This window comes from Xylanimonas sp. McL0601 (assembly GCF_049852175.1).
In the GTDB taxonomy this organism is placed as follows: Bacteria; Actinomycetota; Actinomycetes; order Actinomycetales; family Cellulomonadaceae; genus Xylanimonas.
Window position 1 is genome coordinate 1,099,836 of the sequence record NZ_CP187527.1, and the last position, 19,294, is coordinate 1,119,129.

Here is a 19,294-nt window from a genome sequence, read left to right on the forward strand (position 1 = left end):
GGAGGTCCGTCCGATCGAGCGAGAGGTCGCCGTGGAGCTGGTCACCATCGGGAACCACCTTCTGGGTGGAGAGACACCCTTCGTCATCGCAGAGGCGGGGGTGAACCACGACGGCGACGTCGCGAAGGCCCACGCGCTCATCGATGTCGCCGCAAAGGCGGGAGCCGGCTCCGTCAAGTTCCAGACGTTCGAGGCGAGCGCCCTGGTGGCCGAGGATGCCTCGGCCGCGCCGTACCAGAAGCGGGCGACGGGAACCGCGACCCAGTCCGAGATGCTCCAGGCGCTCTCCCTGCCGCGCGAGGCCTGGCTCGAGCTGTCGGACCACGCTCGCGAGCTGGACCTGCTCTTTCTCTCGACGCCGTTCGACCTCGCCAGCGCCGATCTCCTGCTCGGGCTCGGCGTGCCTGCGCTCAAGGTGCCGTCGGGCGAGCTCACCAACCTGGGGTTCGTGCGCCGCCTCGCTCAGCTGGGCGTGCCTCTGCTGATCTCCACCGGCATGGGCAGCCTCGACGAGGTCTCGGCTGCGCTCGACGCGGCAGCCGCCGCGCCGAGCCGCGCTCTGTTCCACTGCGTCTCGGCGTACCCCGCCCCGGCCGAGGACTGCAACCTGCGCGCTATCCCGGCGATGTCCGCGCAGTTCGACGTGCCCGTCGGCTGGTCCGACCACACGACAGGGTCGACGGCGGCCGTCGCCGCGGCCGCGCTCGGCGCACGCATCTTCGAGAAGCACTTCACGCTGGACTCGACCGCGCCCGGACCCGACCACGCCGCGAGCCTCGAGCCCGAGGAGCTGGCCGCGTACATCCGTGACGTCGATGCCGCTGTCCGGATGCTCGGCGACGGGAACAAGCGCCGCATGCCGAGCGAGGTCGAGAACGCGCCTCTGGTGCGACGCTCCTGGCACACGCGCCGCGACCTGCCCGCCGGGCACCGGCTGACCGCCGACGACGTCATCGCCCTTCGCCCCGAGTCCGGGATCTCCGCGGCCCTCGACATCGTCGGGCGCGTGACGTCGCGGGCGGTCGCAGCAGGCGAGGCGCTCGCCACGGACGCCGTCACGGCCGGATGACCGTCGCCGTCTTCGTCTCCGGGCGGGCCGACCTGGGGCCTCTGGGACCGGTGCTCGCCCGTCTCGCCGAGGAGTCGCCCGAGCTGCGCGTGCTCACCGGTGTCGGCTTTGACGAAGTGTCGGCGCGGTCCGCGCTCGTCGATGCCGGAGTGGACCGGGCCACCGTCCTGGCCGTCGGGCCGCGGCTCGAAGGGGATACCCCGAGCGATGCCGCCCGCACCGGCGCAGCTCTGTCCACCGGCGTGGCCGCGGCGCTGGTCGACGCCGAGGTGCTCGTCGTCCTCGGCGACAGGTGGGAGCTGCCGTGGGTCGTGATGCCGGCTGTGCTCGCACAGGTCCCCGTCGTGCACCTGCACGGCGGCGAGGTCACCGAGGGCGCCATCGACGAGCGTGTGCGGCACGCCGTCTCCAAGCTCTCCGACCTGCACTGCGTGGCCTCGGCCGACGCCCGGGACCGGCTCGTCCAGATGGGGGAGGACCCTACGGCGGTGCACGTCACCGGCGCTCCCGGGCTCGACCGCCTGGTCGGCGTGACGCCCCTGACGGACGGCGAGATCGAGGCCGCCCTGGAGGTGAAGGTGCGCCGGCCGCTGGCACTGTTCACCTACCACCCGGTCACGACCGTGACGGTCGAGGAGATGGTGCGTGGAGCCCTCGACGCGCTGGCCGGGACGGCGGAGGCCGCGGGAACCGTGATCCTCACCCATCCGGGCCCTGACCCCGGCGGTCACGCGGTGCGCGACGCCCTGCTGGCCGCCGTCGAGACGTTCCCGAACGTGGTGGCCGTGCCCGCGCTCGGAAGCCGCTACCCGCGGGTGCTCGCGGCGTGCGACGTCGTCGTCGGCAACTCTTCCTCCGGCATCATCGAGGCCGCGAGCGCCGACGTACCGGCCGTGGATGTCGGAGCTCGCCAAGCGGGCCGGTTGCGAGCAGCCACCGTCGTCCACGTGGAAGACGGGCGTGAGAACGTGAGCGCGGGCATCCGGAAGGTGCTCGAGGGGCCGCGCCCGCACCACACCGTGAACCCGTACGGCGACGGGCATGCCGCCGCGCGCATCGCCGAGCTGATCGTGCAGGTGCGCCGCCCCGCCGGCCCGAAACGCTTTCATGACCTCGACGCGCGCACGAGCCGACTGGGCGGAACCGAAGGAGACGATCGATGAGAAGAGCCCACCCGGTGGCCGACTACACGATCACCACGTCGGCGAGCCTGCGGGACGTCATGACGCTCATCGACCGCAGCGGGCTGGAGATCGCCGTGCTGGTCGACGACGAGCAGCGACTGGTCGGCGTGGTCACGGACGGCGACCTCCGGCGTGCCCTGCTGAAGGGTGTGCAGCTCGACGACCCCGCCGTCGATCTCGCGACCCGCACGCCGACGACCGTGCCCGAAGGCACGAACCGCGCTCACGCGCTCGACGTCATGCGCGCCACGCGGCTCGAGCAGATCCCCGTGATCGACGGTGAGCGTCGGGTGGTCGGGCTGCACACTCTGGCCGAGATCGTCGGCAGCGCGGTGCGCGACAACGTCGCCGTGGTCATGGCCGGCGGGCGCGGGGTGCGCCTCGGGGAGCTCACGCAGCACACCCCGAAGCCGCTGGTGCCCATCGCCGGGCGCCCGATCATCGAGTGGGTGATCCTGAACCTGATCAGCGGCGGTATCCGGACGTTCTACATCTCGGTGAACTACCTCGCCGACCAGATCATCGAGCGGCTCGGGGACGGGTCCGCGATCGGCGCCACGATCCGGTACGTGCACGAGGACCCGAAGACGCCGCTCGGCACCGCCGGCTCGCTCTCGCTGATCGACCGATCGGAGCTGCCGGACGCGCCGCTGGTCGTGACGAACGCCGACCTGATGGTGCAGTTCGACGTCGGCGACCTGCTCGACGACCACCACGCGCACGGCAACGCCGTGACCGTCGCGACCCGCCGGTACGAGCACCAGGTGCCGTTCGGCGTCGTCGAACGAGGGGCAGATCGGCGCATCACCGAGCTCGTGGAGAAGCCCGTGCTCGACGTCGAGGTCAACGCCGGGATCTACGCCGTCTCGCGCGAGGCCCTAGATTTCGTGCCCCCGGGGCGCCCAAGTACGATGCCAGCGCTTGTGGAAGCCTGCATCGAGCGCGGGCTCGGCGTCGGCGCGTGGTCGATGGATTCGGACTGGATCGACGTGGGAACACCTCGGGATCTCGCCAGAGCAAGGGGAAATCAGTGAGCGCAATTGCCGGAAAGACCGTCCTGGTCACCGGGTCGGATGGCTTCATCGGCAGCCACGTCGTCGAGCGGCTCGTCGCGGACGGCGCGGACGTGCGGGCGATGTGCATGTACAACTCGAACGGTTCCGCCGGCTGGCTGGACGAGTCGCCCGTGCGCGGCGACGTCGACGTCCAGCTCGGCGACATCCGCGACGCCGAGCACGTGCGCCGTCTGGTCAAGGGCGCCGACGTCGTGCTCCACCTGGCCGCGCTCATCGCCATCCCCTACTCGTACGTGGCGCCGCGCTCCTACGTCGACACGAACATCACCGGCACGCTGAACGTGCTCGAGGCGGTCCGCGCCGAGGGCACGCCGCGCATGGTGCACACGTCGACCTCCGAGGTCTACGGCACCCCCGAGTCCGTCCCGATCACGGTGTCGCATCCCCTGCGCGGGCAGTCGCCCTACTCGGCGTCGAAGATCGGCGCGGACAAGATGTGCGAGTCGTACGCGCTCTCGTTCGGGACGCCGGTGACCGTGCTGCGTCCGTTCAACACGTTCGGTCCGCGGCAGTCCATGCGGGCCGTGATCCCCACGATCCTCAACCAGCTCCTCGCCGGGGCGACCGAGGTGCACCTGGGCGCGCTGTCCCCGAAGCGCGACTTCACGTTCGTCGCCGACACCGCGGACGGCTTCGTCCGCGCGGCGACGACGGACCTTGCGCCCGGCACCGTCGTGCAGCTCGGCACCGGCCGGACCGTGTCCATCGCCGAGACCTTCGACCTGTGCCTCGAGGCCACGGGCGCGAACGCGACGGTGACCACGGACGAGGACCGCTTCCGTCCCGCCGGCTCGGAGGTCGAGATCCTGCTCTCCGACCCCACCCAGGCGGCCGAGGTGCTGGGCTGGACGCCGCAGACGTCGCTCGAGGACGGCCTGCGTGCCACCGCCGAGTGGCTGCGCGGCCGCGTCGACACCACGAAGTCCGGGGTCTACCACCGATGAGCGGCAAGGTCTCGGACAGCGCGTCCTGGGGCAACGCGCCCCAGGCGGCGGCGGGCTCGGACCAGCCGTTCATCCCGCTCGCGATCCCGACCATCACCGACCTCGAGGTGGCGCGGGTCACCGACGCGGTGAAGTCGGGCTTCGTCTCCTCCGTCGGCCCGTTCGTCGAGGAGTTCGAGCGCACGTTCGCGGAGCTGGTGGGTGCCAAGCACGCGGTGGCCTGCGCCAGCGGCACCGCGGCGATCCACCTCGCCTTCGCAGCGCTCGACATCCCCCGCGGCGCGGAGATCGCCGTCCCGGACTTCACGTTCGTCGGTTCCAGCAACCCGATCGCCTACGTGGGGGCGACGCCGCTGCTCGTCGACTCCGAGCGTGAGACGTGGTGCCTGGACCAGGAGCTGCTCGTCGAGGCGCTCGAGGAGCGGGTCCGCAAGGGTGAGCCGCTCCCGGCGGCGATCGAGCCCGTGCACATCCTCGGCCAGCCCGCGCGGATCGACCGGCTGGTCGAGTTCTGCGTCAGCCACGGCATCCCCGTGGTCGAGGACGCCGCGGAGTCGCTGGGCGCCACCTGGAGCGACGGCGCGTTCGCCGGGCGGCACACCGGCAGTGTCGGCACCATCGGTGCGTTCTCGTTCAACGGCAACAAGCTCGCCACGACCGGCGGCGGCGGCATGCTCGTCACCGACGACGCGGAGCTCGCCGCCCGGGCCAAGCACCTGTCCACGCAGGCCAAGGTCCCGGACATCGGCTACCTGCACGACGAGGTCGGCTACAACTACCGGCTCACCAACATCGCGGCCGCCCTCGGTCTGGCGCAGCTCGAGCGTCTCGACGAGGTCAAGGCCCGCCGGGCGCACGTGGCACAGCGTTACGACGCCGCCTTCGCAGGCACGGGCATCGTCACGCCTCCGCGTGTGCCGGGATTCGACGCGACCTACTGGCTCTACTCGGTCCTCGTCCCCGATGCGGGCTATCGCGACGAGCTCTGGAAGCACCTGGGCGACCACCGGATCGGCTCGCGCCCGCTGTGGCGACCGCTGCACCTGCAGCCGCCGTGGCAGAGTGCGGCCCGGATCGGCGGGACGGTGGCGGAGGACATCTTCGCCCGGGGGCTCTCGCTGCCCTGCTCGTTCGACCTCACGGACGCCGAGCAGGACCGCGTGGTCGAAGCCGTGCTCACCTTTCTGGAGAACCGGTAAACAGATGTCTCTCCGAGAGGGGTAAGACCGGTCTCGAGAAGTCGGTCATTGCCACCGCGAACGCGCCACGGCGGACATCCTCCTGACAGCTTCGCTGTCGGAGGGCTTCGGTCGCCCGCTGATCGAGCCGGCCTACAGCCTGCCGGCCGTCGCGTACGACTTCGACTGCGGGCCGCGCGACATCATCGACGACGGCAAGTCTGGCTACATCGTGTCCTCGCACGACGTCGACCTCCTCGCAGGGCACCAGAAGACCTGGCCAAGTGCGCGTCGCTGCGTGCGGAGTTCGGGGCGCGTGCGTGCGAGAACGACAGGGCTTCTCTGCGGACGCGCCGATCAAGCGATCCGAGTCCCTGCTCGTGACGACCCCGGCCGGAAGTTCGAGCTCGGGGTCGAGGTCCTGGTCGACCGCCCCCAGCGGGTTGAGCCGACCATCCCACCCGAGCGTTCCAGGGCGACGGCTCGATGCGCACGGCCGACCGGCCCGCAGGCCCTGGGTGTCCAATCGCTTCGGCCGTTCTCCTACTTCCAGAACGGTCCCAGCGAGGCGCTACGCGATCTCGAAGATGTCGTGACGGCTCGCCGGCACGTCAAACGGCACGAGATCGTGCGGCGAGCGGGCCAGCCGGAAGAGCCCGGATTCGATGTCCTCGAGGGTCAGCTCGTGCCCCGGGACTGGGATCACGTAGGTCGGGCAGCCCATCGCGGCCGACTCCCAGAGCGACGTCGAGTAGCAGCCGACGCTGAGGCGCGACCGCCCTACCGTCGTGAGGGTGTCGTCCGGTGAGACCACGACCTTGTCGAGGAGCCCGGCCGCAGCCAGTTCGGTTTCCAAGGTGGGGCGCTGTGAGGGATGCGGAGCGATGACGACCTTGAGCTCGGGGCGTTCGCGGACGAGGTCGCCGACGAAGGCGACGATGCGGCGGAAGACGCGTGGCTGCGAGATGACACACACGTCGAAGTCCGGATCCTTGGACGGGCCGCGGCGGATGGCTTCCGCCAGCTCGGGCTGCTGGCGAGGCACGACAACGTGCTCCTGGTACACGTTCGTCCGGGCAGCCCAGAACTCGGACCAGGTGTACAGGCGCTTCGCGCCGTGGCGAGGCATGCCGCCGAACCAGTAGGACGCGTGGTACCGGCCGGTATCGGCGTACTGGATGTCGGAGACGAGTGCTCCCGCGTGTTCCGCGGCCGCCACGACCCCGGACCACCAGTGGCTCGCTGAGACCAGCACCTCGTCGGGCTGCACACGCTCGAAGACAGGGGTCCAGAAGTTGCGCTCGTCAAGGTGCTTGAGCAGTCGGTTCCTCAGGTGGTCGCCGAGGTTGATGGGCATGCCGAGCGCCTCGGTCAGGGCAGCCTCGAACGGACGCGCGTCGACCTCGGGTGCGCGCTGATGTTCCCAGCGGCGTCGCCACTCCACGCGCCACTGGTTGTACTCGTGCAGGGGGTACACCAGGTTCTGGTCGTCGACCTCCGGGTAGCCGTCCGGCCCGGGCTGGACGACGAACAGGGTCGCGTCGTCCCGGAATCCCGCGGTGCGGTAGTCGCTCTGCCCGCGGCGTGCATAGTCGAAGACCACCCGGCGCGCAGAGGGCGCCGTGGTGAGGCGCTTTGGACCGGTGTACTCGTCCACCGCCGGCCGGTCGAGGGCGGAGGCCGCTCCCCACATGCCGAACGCCTCGGCGAGCTGGATCACGAGCGCCGACCGGCCGTGCTCCCAGAGCGGTGTCCCGCCGCGCGTCGTCATCTCGAACAGGCCGTAGTCGCGTTCGGCCGCGCAGAGCCGCTCGAAGAACTCGCCGTAGGAGAACGGCGGCGTGATCCGGCGCTCGGACTGGGCGTCGCGCAGGGTCAGCCAGTCGTACTCACCCGTGATCGTGACGGTCGGTCGCCGGGCGGATCCGGCGTTCTTCACCACGACCCCGCCGCGCTGGTTGATGGGCGTGCCGAAGCTGTCGGTGCCGGCGGTGACGGGAAAGCGCGGGTGCCGGGCGATCTCGCGGCGAGGGGGCGCGGACCGCTTCGTGGCTGCGATGATCATCGATGCCGCGACCATCTTCAGCGAGACGCCGCCTAGACGACCCGCGGTCCGGAGCATGCCGGACGCGCGGCCGAGCCCCACCGAACCGCGGCTGCTGCCTGACGTCCCGCTCTCGCTGGCAGGGGAGGCCTGTGCCGGCGCGGGAACGTCTGCCTGGGGTGCGCCCGCCGGCGCGGAGACGCTGGCTGGAGGCGCGCCCGCCGGCGCGGAAACGCTGGCCGGGGGCGGGCTCGCCGGGATGTCGGGTGCGACCGGCACCCCGGGATCGCGGGCCGGCGGCGCGGCCGACGTCGCCGATGGGCGCTTGTTGCCGGCGATCTGCCGCAGCTTCCACGCGACGTCTCTGCGCACCGACTTCGCCGCGACGCGCGTCGTCTCGCTGAGGTGGGAGGCGGTCACCTTCCGCGACCCGCCGGAGGTGGCGAAGACGGTGTCGACGACGGGAGGGCTGCCGTCGCCGTAGTCGGCGTCGCGCCGGAGGTACGGCAGGACCTCGAACTCCCCGGCCGTGGTGGTGTTTCCGAGGTAGTGCCGGTCGGTCGCACCAGGGGCCGTCGTATAGGAGATCACCTCGGCACCGGCGGCGCGGAACGTGATGTGGGTGGCCCCGGGGGTGCGTGCCACCGTCGGGGCGATCACTCGCTTGCCGTTGTCGATCTGCACGTCGTGCAGCTCGATGTCCGTAGTCACCGTGATGTGGTGGCGGTGGAGCTGGCTGGCGAGGCGGCTTCGGTGCGAGATCGCGTCGGCCTTAAGCGGCTCGTCCCCGTCGGTGCCGAAGGCGTGGGCAAGGTCAGTCACCGTACCGCCAGGTGCGCCCAGCACCTCCTGGTACCGCGCGAGCACCGCGGTCGTGGAGAAGCGCTCGTCGAACATCGCGCGGGCACGCTGCCCGAAGCGCGCGCGCACCTCCGCGTCGGCGGCGAGGACCGTCAGCCTCTCCGCGAGCCCGTCGACGTCCCCGAGCGGGACGATGAAGCCCGAGGAGCCGTCCTCGATCGCTTCCCGAGGGCCGAACTCGAAGTCGTAGGAGACGGTCGGGATCCCGTAGTAGGCGGCCTCAGTGAGCGTGTAGGGGAAGCCCTCCGACCGCGACGTCATCAGCACGATGTCTGCCGCGGAGTAGATGTCGGTCTCCGAGCCGAATCCGGGCATGTGGACCCGTTCGGTCAGCCCCAGGCTCTCGACGAGATCCTTCACCGCGAGGTAGTACAGGTTCTGGCTGTTCGCCCGGCCCCAGAGCGTCAGCTGAACGCTGGGGTCCTGGACGAGGGCGAGCGCTCGGACGGCGTCGAGCTGGTTCTTCCGGTCCTGGAAGGACGCGGGAAGGACGATGTTGACGCCCTCGCCCACGATCCTCTCAAGCGGCGGCTTCGGCCCTTGGAAGTTCGGGATGAAAAGGGCGTCTCCCTCATCGAAGACGGGGGAGAACTGCGCCCGCAGCCCGTCGGCCACGGTCTGGACCTTGTCGATGCTGTCCCTCGCGCCCATCATCGTCTGCCACAGACCGCTGTGGTGGAGGTAGTCCCCGTGGACCTGGAGCAGCGTGCGCGGGCGACGCGGGGTGCCCTCCAGCCCGCGGTGGAACGCGAGGGCGGGGATCGGGTTCGTGAAGATCAGGGTGTCGTCGGGAGCGAGGATCCCGTTGAGCTGGCGAAGTGCCGCAAGCTGGTTCGCCGTGAACTCGTACCGCGTCGTCCCCATCTGGCCGGACAGGACCGGATGATAGTTGCGGTGCAGCAGGTGCCCGCGTTCCGCGGCGAGGGTCTGCAGCGTGTACGCGGGGATGCCCGGGTCGAGCGGCCACTGGGGCAGCGCCCAGTGTGCGCCGTCGGACGTGCCCAGAAACCCGAGGACTGCCACCGGGTAGCCCGCGCGGTGCAGTGCGTTGGCGCACTCGACGACGGACTTCTGCAGACCCGTCGTGCCGGCGAGGGCGATGGTGCAGATCAGGATCATGGGGACCGTTAACTCCTTGAGCTTGTCGTGCGGCGCTGACGCCGACGGGCCTTACGCGAGGGGTCTGTGTCGTCCGAGGAGTGCACGCACCCAGACGGCCGGGTACCACAGCAGCGGCACGTCCGACTTGAGTTGTGAGTATAGGGAGATCGCGCGACTGAGCGGCTGGGCTGAGGCCACCGGGGGCAACATGCCCGCGCGCCGCGCGGCGGCCAGCTGGCTCACTGCCGTACCGAGTTCGCTCGGCGTCTCGTGGAGGTAGTTCTCGCCGAGCCAACGCCCGTTCGGCACGGGGCCGCCGCGGGCGAGCGTGGAGCCGAGCTCGTCGAGGCGAACCATGCATCCGCTCTCGACATACACCTCGTTCGCCAGGTCCTCGGAGACGCCGAGATCCGCGACGAGTGCCGTTGGAAGCCCGAGCGCGAGCGACTCGAGCGCAGCGGTCGAGCTCACGGTCACCAGCGCTGTCCCCGGCGTCAGCCAGTCGCTCATCGGCCCTGCGGCGAACTCGAGCCCATCGGCGGGGAGGCCCATCCGAGCGTGCTCCCGGCGCCACAACGACTCGAAGGGGAGGGCCTCGTAATGGGTCTGTCGCTCGCCGGCGCGGGTCCGGACCTTGACGACGACCTCGAACCCTTGCTCGTGGAGCCTGGCGAGTCCACGCAAGAGCGCCAGTCGATCCGAACGTCGGTGCGGGACGATCGGCTGAGGTGCGAAGACTATGCGGCGCACCGGGGTCGTGACCGGCTCGATCTCGCCGAGCCTGGCCAGGAACGGCAACCGCGTGAGCACCATGCGCGGGTGTGCGCCGTGCCGCTTGAACGCCTCGGCGAACAGGTCGACCTCGCGCGGGCTGTGGACGATGAACGCGTCGCACCAGCCGAACCGCCACTTGACGCCCACGGTGCTGCCCGCGGACAGCGCCATTCCGGGCGGGCCCGACAGCAGCGCCGGCCGACGGTCGCCGGAGGCCTTGAGCACGGTGAGGGCGATCATCTCGGCGACCGGCCCCGTCGCGGCGACGAGCACCACGTCAGGCTGGTGGTCGCGCACGAGTCGTGCCAACGTGCGACGGCTGGCCACCGGCGCCTCGGTCACGCCGGTCCCGGCGAGCGCGGCCCTGTGCTGCTCGGGTGACGGCTCGAGCGGGCCCTGGATGACGACGACCCGGCTGTCGACATCGGTGCCGTCTGCAGCGACCTGGTCAAGCGTCGTCGCCGCCCACTTGAGGAACGACTCGGAGTCGGCGACGGCGAGGATGCGCACGGTCATCGGCCCGCCCCGTCCCGGGGGGCCGAGCTGCGATGGGCGAGGATCTCCGCGACCACGCGCTCACAGGCGTGCCCGTCACGCCGTGTGAAGGTCTCACGGATCCGCGTCGAGTACGGCTCGGCCGGGGCTTTGCCCGCGTCGATCAGCTCGACGAGGAGCCGCTCGGCGTCGGAGGAGGTCCGGGCGACCGGGCCGAACCCGTCGCGTACGTAGTCGAAGTACCCCGGTGCGCCGATGTGGCCGGAGTGGAGACGGTCGAAGTCGAATTGGAAGTACAGGAGGGGACGCTCGACGAGCGCGGCGTCGAACGCGTTGGACGAGTAGTCCGTCACCACGTGCGACGCCCGGGCCAGCACCTGCTGCACGTCGTCGGCGTAGGTGAGGACGCGTACGCCGTCCGGGATGCCCATCGCCGCGACGTGCGGTGCCATGTTCGGGTGCGGCATGAGCACGACCTCGAGCCCGTGGCGCCGAGCGGCCTCGTGGACGGCGGTGGACGCGAGCAGGCCCCTCCAGCTGCGCACGTACTCCGAGTCGGCGAACCCCGGGACGGGCACGCGTGCGTTGCCGATCCCGGACCCGGTGAGCAGCCAGGTGCGCCATGTCGGCATGACGACGACGAGCCTGCGCTCGTCGTCGGGCGTCGCCGCCGCCTGCCGCACGAGGGCGTCGTGACGCGGCTGGCCGGTGAGCACCACCTCGCGCTCGGTCCAGGTGTAGGGCGGGCGGGTCAGCGAGCGGTGCTCCGCGGGCGTGGTGGTGACGACGGTGCGGGCTCGTTTGCCGGCCAGCCACCCTGACAGGTCGCTCTGGATCACGCCGTGCTGAAGCCAGGTGAACCACCACGGCCGCCGCCGCAGCCACGCCATGGCAGGGGGACTGATGACGTAGTGGTCGATCTGGGACGAGACCAGCTCCCGGCACTGGGCCAGCGCCACCACGTGCCGCAGTGACCCGTGCGCCACGAGCCGGAACCCGTCGGCCTCGAGGCGAGGCCAGTCGGGTGATGTCCGGCCGAGCACGAACCAGGCGTTGATGTCCGGGCGCTCGGTGCTCAGGTGCCGGTACAGGTGCTCCGCGTTGTCGTGCGCCTCGGTGTCCCTGTCCATCAGCAGCCAGCACGCACGGAAGCGCGGGTCGATCCTCTCGGCCAGCCGCGTGGCCCACGTGGTGCGCGGCGTCCGGGCGACCGTGGCCTGGTCGAGGCGGACGACGAGCCGCGCGAGCCGACCCGGCGTCGACGCCACCAGGGCGGACACCTTCCGGGCGAGGCCACCGGGCGCGCTGAAGCGGTGGCAGGACGTCGGCATGGACGGGACTCTAGCCCGTGACTTCAGGGGGCCGGCGTCCCGGCCGGTGGCTGGGGCGCCGGCACGCGCCCGTCCTCGGTCCGGGCCTGCGCGAGCGCCAGCTCGCGGGCCAGCACCGTGATCTTGCGCTCCAGGTCGTTGTTGCGGCGGTGGGACCGCGCGACCTGCGCGACGAAGAGGATCACCAGCGCGTAGAGGAGCAGGTCGGTGCCGCGGCCGACACCGACGTACTGAGCGACCCGGGTCAGGGCGTGGGGCCACAGGATGGTCAGCAGCGCGGCGACGACGAAGAGCCCGATCGCGAGCCGGGTCACCGCCTGGTGACGCGCGTCCGCCGTCGAGCGCGCCAGGAGGAACAGCAGCGCGATGACGGCGACGACGAGGAGGATCTGGATGAGCATCGGGGACTCTCCTGGGGACGTCAGTGGATGAGCAGATCGACGAGGATGTTCACCGAGTTCCACAGCGACTGGCCCTTGCCGCGTGAGTAGTCGGTGTACTCGATGTGGACCGGGTGCTCCGCCCAGGGGAGTCTGGTGCGATGGAGCTGCAGCACGATCTCCGAGGCGTGCGCCATCCGGTCCTGCTCCAGGTGGACCTGCCGGGCGGCGTCGGAGCGGATCACGCGCAGGCCGTTGTGCGCGTCGGTCAGGCTCATCCCGGTGCTCTTGTTCGTGACCCAGACGGCGGTGCGCAGCACGAGCGACTTGAGCCGGCCCGGCCGGGTGCGTCCGTCGAGGAACCTGGATCCGAACACGATCGCCAGCTCCTCGCGCTTCGCCCGCTCCACCATGGCGACGGCGTCGGCGATCCGGTGCTGGCCGTCGGCGTCGAAGGTCACCAGGTACGAGGCACCACGCTCCAGCGCGTAGGACAGGCCCGTCTGCAGCGCGGCGCCCTGGCCCAGGTTGATGGGGTGGACCACCACCTTCGCCCCGGCCGCGGAGGCAGCCCGCGCGCTGCCGTCGCTGGAGCCGTCGTCGACGACGACGACGTGGGGGAACACGGCACGCACGGTGGTCACGACGTCGGCGACGACGGCCGCCTCGTTGAAGGTGGGGATGACGACCCACGTGTCCTCGTGCGCGGTGGTTGGCATGCCATGCATCCTTCCAGAACAGGGAGCCGCCAAATGATGATCGGCGGGACCCGGTCAGATCCGGGTCTTGCGCATCGCTGCGACGGCGTCGGTGACGAGGTCGATCGTGGCTCTCGGGACGGACAGTCCCTCCTCCGTGCGCAGCACTCCCCACACCGCGCGGACGGCGCGCCAGCGTCGAGCGGAGTGCGAGCCGGGCTGGGCCGCGCGGTACAGCGCGAGCGGCTCGTCGATGCCGGCGGCGCGGCCCCCGTTGCGGAGGATGCGCAGCCACAACGCCCAGTCCTCGGCGCCGGGGAGGTCCGGCATCGAGACCGGGCCCGTCCGTTCGACGTCGACCACCGCGGTCAGGCACCCGACGACGTTGCGCCGGAGCAGCTCGGCGTGCGTGAGCCCGGTCGGCACCCGGACGATGCGCCCTTGGGGGCGGAAGGCGGCGGCAGAGCCGGCGTAGTCGGCGTCGACGCGGTGGTACCCGCTGTACACGAGCGCGGCACCGGTGCGTCCCGCCAGCTCGAGCTGACGCTCGAGCTTGGTAGGCAGCCAGAGGTCGTCGGCGTCGCAGAAGGCGAGGTATCGGCCCCGCGCCACACCGATCCCGGCGTTCCGGGCGGCGGCGGGCCCGGCGCTGCGCGGCTGCCGGACGAGCCGGACGCGCGCGTCACGGACGGCGAGGTCCTCGACGACTGTCGCGGTGGTGTCGGTCGATCCGTCGTCCACGATGATGAGCTCGAGGGAGGTGAACGTCTGATCGAGTACGCTCGCTGCCGACTCACGCAGGGTCCGCTCGCCGTTGAACGCCGGCATCACGACCGTCACCAGCGGGCGCGGATCCTTGTCGAGAGTCACGACGAACGATCGTACCGATCCGGCCGGATCGACCGACCCACCCGGCTCGAGCAGACGCCCGGGGTAGGCAGGCCTGGCGTCAGAGGAGCGCAAGAGGAGAATGAAGTTGGCTGATCCGAAGGCGCAGGTCACCCTCGCGCCACGCCTGACGTCCGAGGATGCGGAGGCGCTCGCGGTGCGGTCAGGGCTGCACGAGATGGGCGTGCGCCCACCTCTCCGCCGCTACATCACGAACGTGTGGGGCCGGCGGTCCTTCATCTGGAACCTTTCCGCCTCGCGCGCCTACGCCAAGAACCAGGGCTCGTACCTCGGCCAGGCGTGGACGGTGCTCAAGCCGATCCTCGATGCCGCCACGTTCATCATCATCTTCGGTTTCATCTTCAACAGCAGCGGTCACGGGCTCGAGAACCGTGCGGCCTTCATCGTTGTCGGTACCTTCACCTACGCGTTGTTCTCGTCGTCGGTCATGGGCGGCATCGGATCCATCCCGGGCAACCTCGCGCTCATCCGTTCGCACCAGTTCCCGCGTGCGGTCGTCCCCCTGTCGACGGCGATGACCGAGACCGTGCTCTTCGCCCCCGTCATGGTGGCGATGATCATCCTGGTGCTCATCACGGGACTCCTCCCCGGGATGGGCCACGTCGTGCCGACGTGGTCCTGGCTGCTGCTGCCGTTCGCCGCGCTGCTGCTCGCCGTGTTCTCCACGGGCCTGGCGATGATCTTCGCTCGGCTAGGCGCGCGCACGCCCGACATCGCGAACGTCGTGCCATTCCTGCTGTCGCTCGGGCGCTACGCCTCCGGCGTCATGTTCTACCTCCCGACGATGATCGCCGAGGACAGCTGGTTCCGGCCGCTCTTCCTGAACCAGCCGGTTGCGGTGTTCCTCGAGCTGTTCCGTGCCGTCTTCGGCAACGAGCCCCAGATCCAGATGACTGGCGGCCTCTGGCTCGAGGCGGGAGCGTGGGCGGTAGGCGCCTTCGCCGTCGGATTCTTGTTCTTCTGGCGTGCAGAGGAGACGTACGGACGTGACTGAGGACATCGACTACGAGATCGACGCCGAGGACCTGCCGCAGCGGGCGGGGCCGCGGACGCTCGGCGCCCCCTCCGTCGTCGTCGACGACGTGCACGTCACCTATCGCGTCTTCGGCGGTCGCAAGGGCGGTACCACCCAGGCCAAGTCGTCGCTGCTGAACCGGGCCATCAACCTCGGCCGGCCCGACACCGGGCCGATCACCAAGGTGCCGGCAGTCCGCGGGGTGTCCTTCGTGGCGCACCACGGGGAGTCCATCGGCATCGTCGGCACCAACGGCTCGGGCAAGTCGACGCTGCTGCGCGCTGTCGCCGGGCTGCTCCCGCCGACCAAGGGGCGCGTTTTCGTCTCCGGGGAGCCCGCGCTGCTCGGGGTGAACGCGGCGCTGCTGCCGCGGCTCTCGGGGGAGCGGAACATCATGGTCGGTGGGCTCGCTCTCGGCCTGAGCGCGGCCGAGGTGCGAGAGCGCACTTCGGCCGTCGCGGACTTCGCCGAGCTCGGCGACTTCCTGTACCTGCCGATGAGCGCCTACTCCTCCGGAATGGGCTCGCGGCTGCGGTTCGCGATCTCGACCATCACGACGCCCGACATCCTGATGATCGACGAGGCGCTGGCCACGGGCGACGCCTCCTTCCGCAAGAAGAGCACGGCCCGCATCGAGGAGATCCGCGACCAGGCGGGCACCGTGTTCTTCGTGTCGCACTCGCTGGGCTCGGTCCGCGCGATGTGCACCCGCGTGCTGTGGATCGACAAGGGGAAGCTCATCGCCGACGGCGATGTCGACGAGGTCTGCGACGCGTACCACGCGTTCGTCCAGGGCCGGACGAACGCCACGGCAGGCGCGCAGCTCCGCTGAGATGGTGCGCGCATGAGCTGGTGGTCGGCCGCTGACGAGCTGGTACTCGCGGCGCTGTGGACCCTGGGACCCGGTGCCCTGCTGGCGCTCGCTCTCGGCCTGCGCCGAGAGCGAGCGCTCTTCGCCGCACCGCTGCTCTCGGTCGCGCTGCTCGCCGCCTGGCCGGTGGTTCTCGCAGCGGTTGGGGTGCCGTGGAGCTGGGCCGTCGCCGTCGCCGTCACTCTGGTGACGGCCGTGGCCGTCTGGTTCGCCCGCGCCGCGCTGTCACGATCCACGGCTCCGGGAGGAGGGCGGCACCTGCGCGCCCAGCCGGCGGTGGAGGCGGGGGCTCGTACGGTTCCGTCGGGCCGCGCCTGGGTCTGGCTGGTGGCCGCCGGCGTCGTGGTGGGCGGCGTGCTGTCGGCGTGGCCGGTCGCGCGAGGCATGGCCCGCCCCGACCTGATGCCGCAGACCTGGGACGCCGTGTTCCATCTCAACGCGGTGCGCTGGGTCCTCGAGAACGCCAACGCGTCGTCGCTCGACGTCGGGGCGCTCACGAACCCCGCCGGCGGCTCCACGTTCTACCCGGCGGCGTGGCACGTGCTGGCTGCGCTGTCGACCACAGGCTCGGTCACCGTCTCGACGAACGCGGTGGCGCTGGTCGTCGCGGGGCTCGTGTGGCCGCTCGGTCTCGCGGCGCTCGCCTGGGCGGTGGTGCCGCGCTGGCCGTGGCTCGCCGTCGTCGCGCCCGTGGTGGGAGCGCTGTTCCTCAGGTTCCCGGGCGGCCTCCTGACGTGGGGCACGGTCTGGCCGAACGCGCTCGCGTACGCGCTCGTGCCCGCGACCGTCGCTGCCACCGTGCTCACGCTGGGGGTGACCGGGCACCAGACGCGCGAGGACCGGCAGCCGGTCGCCCACGCGCTCGTCGCCGTCGCGGGGCTCGGCGCCATCGCGCTCAGCCAGCCCAACGCGCTGCTGGTCTACGCCGTCGTCGTGACGCCGTTCGTCGTGGTGGCCGCCGCACGCGCCACCGGGCACGGCCCGGTGCTGCGGCGCGTGCTCGCCGCAGCCGGCGGGCTCGCCTGGGTCGCGGCATGGCTGGTCGCCTGGCGGATGTTCGCGTCGCAGGTCGGCGTCAACGCCTGGCAGGGCACGGCGGGGTTCCGGTCCGGCGCGGTGGGCGCGCTCGGCGACGCACTGGTGGAGCCCGACGCCAACGCGTGGGTGCTGGCCCTCGTCGCCCTGGGCGTCGTGGTCACGCTCTGCGTGCGCGGTGCCCGCTGGCTCGTCGTGTCGCTCGCCGGGCTGGCGGCGCTCGCCGGGCTGGCCCAGCACCCGACGCGACTCGCGTGGCTCGTCCAGCCCTGGTTCGCAGACCCGAACCGTCTCGCGGGCGCCGTGCCGATCGTGTCGGCGCTCGTCGTGGCGGTGGGCCTCTGCGGCCTCGGTGCCGTCGTCGCCCGGCTGGTCTCCACCGTCCGGCGCTCGACGGCGGACGGCGCCCCGGTCTGGGTCGCGCCGGCGGTTGCGGTGCTCGCGCTCGCCGTCGTCGTCGCCGGGACCGGCGGGCTGCGCGCGGCGGAGCGGACCGCGCTGCTCCACGCCTTCTATGTCGAGGCCGCCGAGCCCGGGCGGACCGACTCGCTCGTCTCGCCCGACGAGCTCGCGATGCTCGAGCGGCTCCGAGGCGAGCTGACGCCGGGGGCGGCGTTGATCGGCAGCCCGTTCAGCGGCGCGGCCCTCGCGTTCGCCGTCGCGGACGTGGACGTCGTCTTCCCGCACATGCGCGGCGGGTGGTCGCCCGAGGCTAGCTTCCTGGGCCGGCACTTCGACGAGATCGGCACCGACCCGCGGGTGTGCGGCGCCCTGCGCGATCTCGACGTCCAGTACTTCTACACGGACACGGACGTCTACTTCCCGACCCACCGTGACCACAAGCGGTACACGGGTCTGCCCGACCACGCCCCTGGCCAGGGCTTCGAGCTGGTAGACACCGGCGGCACCGCTCGCGTGTACCGGATCACGGCCTGCCGGTGATCCGGCCCCTAGACTGCTCCGGTTCGCGGGACAGCAGGTCCCAGCCCTCAGAAAGGCTTCAACGGTGAAGAGACTCATCGGCGCTCTCAAGGACGATCTGGTCGCCGGCGTGCGCGGTGCACGCAAGGGCCGGACCATCTACCTGGTCGGTACCAGCGGCCACCCGAACTGGGGCGACGAGATCATCCTCCGCCGCTGGCTGCGGCTCCTGGCGCGCACCGAGCCCGACGCTACCGTCTGGGTCGACACTCCGGCGCCCGGGCCCACCGCGTCGATGCTCGACGGCGAGCACCCCGGCCTGCGCATCACGGACACCCTGTACCGGCTGAGCTGGGAGGCGCCGAGCGACGACGCGCGCGAGGTCGCCGACTTCGTCTGCGGCGCGCTCGCCGACCCGGGCTCGGCGCCGCGCTGGATCCCCGGCATCGAGGTGCTGCGCTCGCTCGGCGAGGGCGACGTGCTGCACGTCATCGGTGGCGGGTACGTCAACTCCGTCTGGCCGCGCCACCTCGGCGTCGTCGCCGGGGCAGCGTGGGTGGGCTCGCACTCCGACGCGCGCGTGGGCCTGACCGGGCTGGGCCTGCTGCCGGCCGGCGACGACGTCCGCGCGGTCTGGGCCGACATCGCCAAGAACTTCCAGGTGCTCACGGTCCGCGACGAGCCGTCGCTCGCGCTGGTGCGTTCGAACGCGGGCGCCACGGTCGAGCCTGACGACGCGCTGCTCGGTGGCCTGGACGGGCTGGGCGGCCTCGTCTCGAAGTCGGCCGCCTCGGCGCCTGACGTCATCATCTGCGTGCAGCAGGACATGCTCGCGGGCGAGTTCGGCGAGGTCGTCGACGCCGTGCGGGCGATCCTGCGCGGCTGGGGCGTGACCTCGGGCCGCGGCGTCGGCTTCGTCGAGTGCATCCCGCGCATGGATCGGGGCATCTACGACGCGCTCAAGGGCGAGCTGCCCGGCGCCCGGTTCTACGGGTTGTGGGACGTGCTGCGCGACGGCCTGCCCGCACGGCCGGGCCAGCGCTGGATCTCGTCGCGCTACCACCCGCACATGGTCGCGGCCGCGGCGGGCGCCTCGGGCGTCGCGCTGAGCATCAGTGAGGACTACTACGCCGTCAAGCACGGCGCGGTCGCGGCGCTGGGCTCGGGATGGACGCTCGCGTCGCTGCAGGACGGTGCGGTGGAGGCAGGCGGGCCGGGAACGCTGCCGTCGCGTGTCGGTGAGCACTCGTCGCGCCTGGGGGCGGTCGCCCAGCGGATCTACGCGCCTCGCTAGAGCAGCCTCCCGGGCGCCGACGTGGGGCGGCCCGGGCGCTCGCCGCGGTGGCGGCCATCGCCGGAACTGCCACGGCGGGGCTGCCACCGCCAGTGTCGCCCGGAGCACTCTGTG

The 19,294-nt window shown here is 71.5% G+C and carries 15 protein-coding genes and 1 pseudogene; 10 read left to right on the forward strand and 6 right to left on the reverse strand.

What is annotated here, in order from left to right:
• Positions 1 to 31: 31 nt before the first annotated feature.
• The 6 genes and pseudogenes from ACO4JP_RS05015 to ACO4JP_RS05040 form a co-directional block, all read left to right on the forward strand.
• Positions 32 to 1,069, forward strand: a complete 1,038-nt coding sequence (locus ACO4JP_RS05015) for an N-acetylneuraminate synthase family protein (RefSeq protein ID WP_425956286.1) — start codon at positions 32 to 34, stop codon at positions 1,067 to 1,069.
• Entirely contained in the window at positions 1,066 to 2,232 is a 1,167-nt protein-coding gene (gene neuC, locus ACO4JP_RS05020) for a UDP-N-acetylglucosamine 2-epimerase (protein WP_425956287.1), read from the forward strand. The genes ACO4JP_RS05015 and neuC overlap by 4 nt, the downstream gene beginning before the upstream one ends.
• A complete protein-coding gene (locus ACO4JP_RS05025) occupies positions 2,229 to 3,287 on the forward strand; it encodes a nucleotidyltransferase family protein (RefSeq protein ID WP_425956288.1) in 1,059 nt (352 codons plus the stop codon). Before neuC ends, ACO4JP_RS05025 begins: the two co-directional genes overlap by 4 nt.
• Positions 3,284 to 4,273 (forward strand): SDR family NAD(P)-dependent oxidoreductase, encoded by a 990-nt coding sequence (locus tag ACO4JP_RS05030; RefSeq protein WP_425956289.1) that lies wholly within the window; start codon positions 3,284 to 3,286, stop codon positions 4,271 to 4,273. The genes ACO4JP_RS05025 and ACO4JP_RS05030 overlap by 4 nt, the downstream gene beginning before the upstream one ends.
• The gene (locus tag ACO4JP_RS05035; protein WP_425956290.1) at positions 4,270 to 5,472 is read left to right on the forward strand and encodes a DegT/DnrJ/EryC1/StrS family aminotransferase; all 1,203 of its coding nucleotides are present in this window, start codon (positions 4,270 to 4,272) and stop codon (positions 5,470 to 5,472) included. The genes ACO4JP_RS05030 and ACO4JP_RS05035 overlap by 4 nt, the downstream gene beginning before the upstream one ends.
• A gap of 76 nt (positions 5,473 to 5,548) precedes the next feature.
• Positions 5,549 to 5,704, forward strand: a pseudogene (locus ACO4JP_RS05040) (glycosyltransferase); the annotation flags it as partial.
• A gap of 318 nt (positions 5,705 to 6,022) precedes the next feature.
• Here the strand turns inward: ACO4JP_RS05040 and ACO4JP_RS05045 are convergent.
• The 6 genes from ACO4JP_RS05045 to ACO4JP_RS05070 are packed head-to-tail and all read right to left on the reverse strand — an operon-like array spanning position 6,023 to position 14,005.
• Positions 6,023 to 9,475 (reverse strand): glycosyltransferase, encoded by a 3,453-nt coding sequence (locus ACO4JP_RS05045; RefSeq protein ID WP_425956291.1) that lies wholly within the window; start codon positions 9,473 to 9,475, stop codon positions 6,023 to 6,025.
• A gap of 51 nt (positions 9,476 to 9,526) precedes the next feature.
• Positions 9,527 to 10,747, reverse strand: coding sequence for a DUF6716 putative glycosyltransferase (locus tag ACO4JP_RS05050; protein WP_425956292.1), 1,221 nt, complete (start codon positions 10,745 to 10,747; stop codon positions 9,527 to 9,529).
• On the reverse strand, positions 10,744 to 12,057 hold the full coding sequence (locus tag ACO4JP_RS05055) for a CDP-glycerol glycerophosphotransferase family protein (protein WP_425956293.1): 1,314 nt from the start codon (positions 12,055 to 12,057) through the stop codon (positions 10,744 to 10,746). The genes ACO4JP_RS05050 and ACO4JP_RS05055 overlap by 4 nt, the downstream gene beginning before the upstream one ends.
• 23 nt (positions 12,058 to 12,080) lie before the next feature.
• Positions 12,081 to 12,458, reverse strand: a complete 378-nt coding sequence (locus ACO4JP_RS05060; protein WP_425956294.1) for a DUF2304 domain-containing protein — start codon at positions 12,456 to 12,458, stop codon at positions 12,081 to 12,083.
• A gap of 20 nt (positions 12,459 to 12,478) precedes the next feature.
• Positions 12,479 to 13,156, reverse strand: coding sequence for a glycosyltransferase family 2 protein (locus tag ACO4JP_RS05065; protein WP_425956295.1), 678 nt, complete (start codon positions 13,154 to 13,156; stop codon positions 12,479 to 12,481).
• A gap of 54 nt (positions 13,157 to 13,210) precedes the next feature.
• Entirely contained in the window at positions 13,211 to 14,005 is a 795-nt protein-coding gene (locus ACO4JP_RS05070) for a glycosyltransferase family 2 protein (protein WP_425956296.1), read from the reverse strand.
• A gap of 106 nt (positions 14,006 to 14,111) precedes the next feature.
• On the opposite strand from ACO4JP_RS05070, the gene ACO4JP_RS05075 reads away from it, so the two are divergent.
• From ACO4JP_RS05075 to ACO4JP_RS05090, 4 genes are all read left to right on the forward strand, one after another.
• Complete coding sequence (locus ACO4JP_RS05075; protein ID WP_425956297.1) at positions 14,112 to 15,038, forward strand: ABC transporter permease; 927 nt, start codon at positions 14,112 to 14,114, stop codon at positions 15,036 to 15,038.
• Positions 15,031 to 15,891, forward strand: a complete 861-nt coding sequence (locus ACO4JP_RS05080; protein WP_425956298.1) for an ABC transporter ATP-binding protein — start codon at positions 15,031 to 15,033, stop codon at positions 15,889 to 15,891. The genes ACO4JP_RS05075 and ACO4JP_RS05080 overlap by 8 nt, the downstream gene beginning before the upstream one ends.
• Positions 15,892 to 15,903: 12 nt before the next feature.
• Positions 15,904 to 17,907 (forward strand): DUF6541 family protein, encoded by a 2,004-nt coding sequence (locus ACO4JP_RS05085; protein ID WP_425956299.1) that lies wholly within the window; start codon positions 15,904 to 15,906, stop codon positions 17,905 to 17,907.
• A gap of 64 nt (positions 17,908 to 17,971) precedes the next feature.
• Positions 17,972 to 19,180 (forward strand): polysaccharide pyruvyl transferase family protein, encoded by a 1,209-nt coding sequence (locus tag ACO4JP_RS05090; protein ID WP_425956300.1) that lies wholly within the window; start codon positions 17,972 to 17,974, stop codon positions 19,178 to 19,180.
• The last annotated feature ends 114 nt before the right edge of the window (positions 19,181 to 19,294 follow it).

What these genes read in the sequence shown, in the direction of transcription:
- neuC (WP_425956287.1), top strand. Translation starts at nt 1,066, where the DNA reads ATGACCGTCGCCGTCTTCGTCTCCGGGCGGGCCGACCTGGGGCCTCTG.
- ACO4JP_RS05025 (WP_425956288.1), top strand. Translation starts at nt 2,229, where the DNA reads ATGAGAAGAGCCCACCCGGTGGCCGACTACACGATCACCACGTCGGCG.
- ACO4JP_RS05035 (WP_425956290.1), top strand. Translation starts at nt 4,270, where the DNA reads ATGAGCGGCAAGGTCTCGGACAGCGCGTCCTGGGGCAACGCGCCCCAG.
- ACO4JP_RS05045 (WP_425956291.1), bottom strand. Translation starts at nt 9,475, where the DNA reads ATGATCCTGATCTGCACCATCGCCCTCGCCGGCACGACGGGTCTGCAG.
- ACO4JP_RS05050 (WP_425956292.1), bottom strand. Translation starts at nt 10,747, where the DNA reads ATGACCGTGCGCATCCTCGCCGTCGCCGACTCCGAGTCGTTCCTCAAG.
- ACO4JP_RS05055 (WP_425956293.1), bottom strand. Translation starts at nt 12,057, where the DNA reads ATGCCGACGTCCTGCCACCGCTTCAGCGCGCCCGGTGGCCTCGCCCGG.
- ACO4JP_RS05060 (WP_425956294.1), bottom strand. Translation starts at nt 12,458, where the DNA reads ATGCTCATCCAGATCCTCCTCGTCGTCGCCGTCATCGCGCTGCTGTTC.
- ACO4JP_RS05065 (WP_425956295.1), bottom strand. Translation starts at nt 13,156, where the DNA reads ATGCCAACCACCGCGCACGAGGACACGTGGGTCGTCATCCCCACCTTC.
- ACO4JP_RS05085 (WP_425956299.1), top strand. Translation starts at nt 15,904, where the DNA reads ATGAGCTGGTGGTCGGCCGCTGACGAGCTGGTACTCGCGGCGCTGTGG.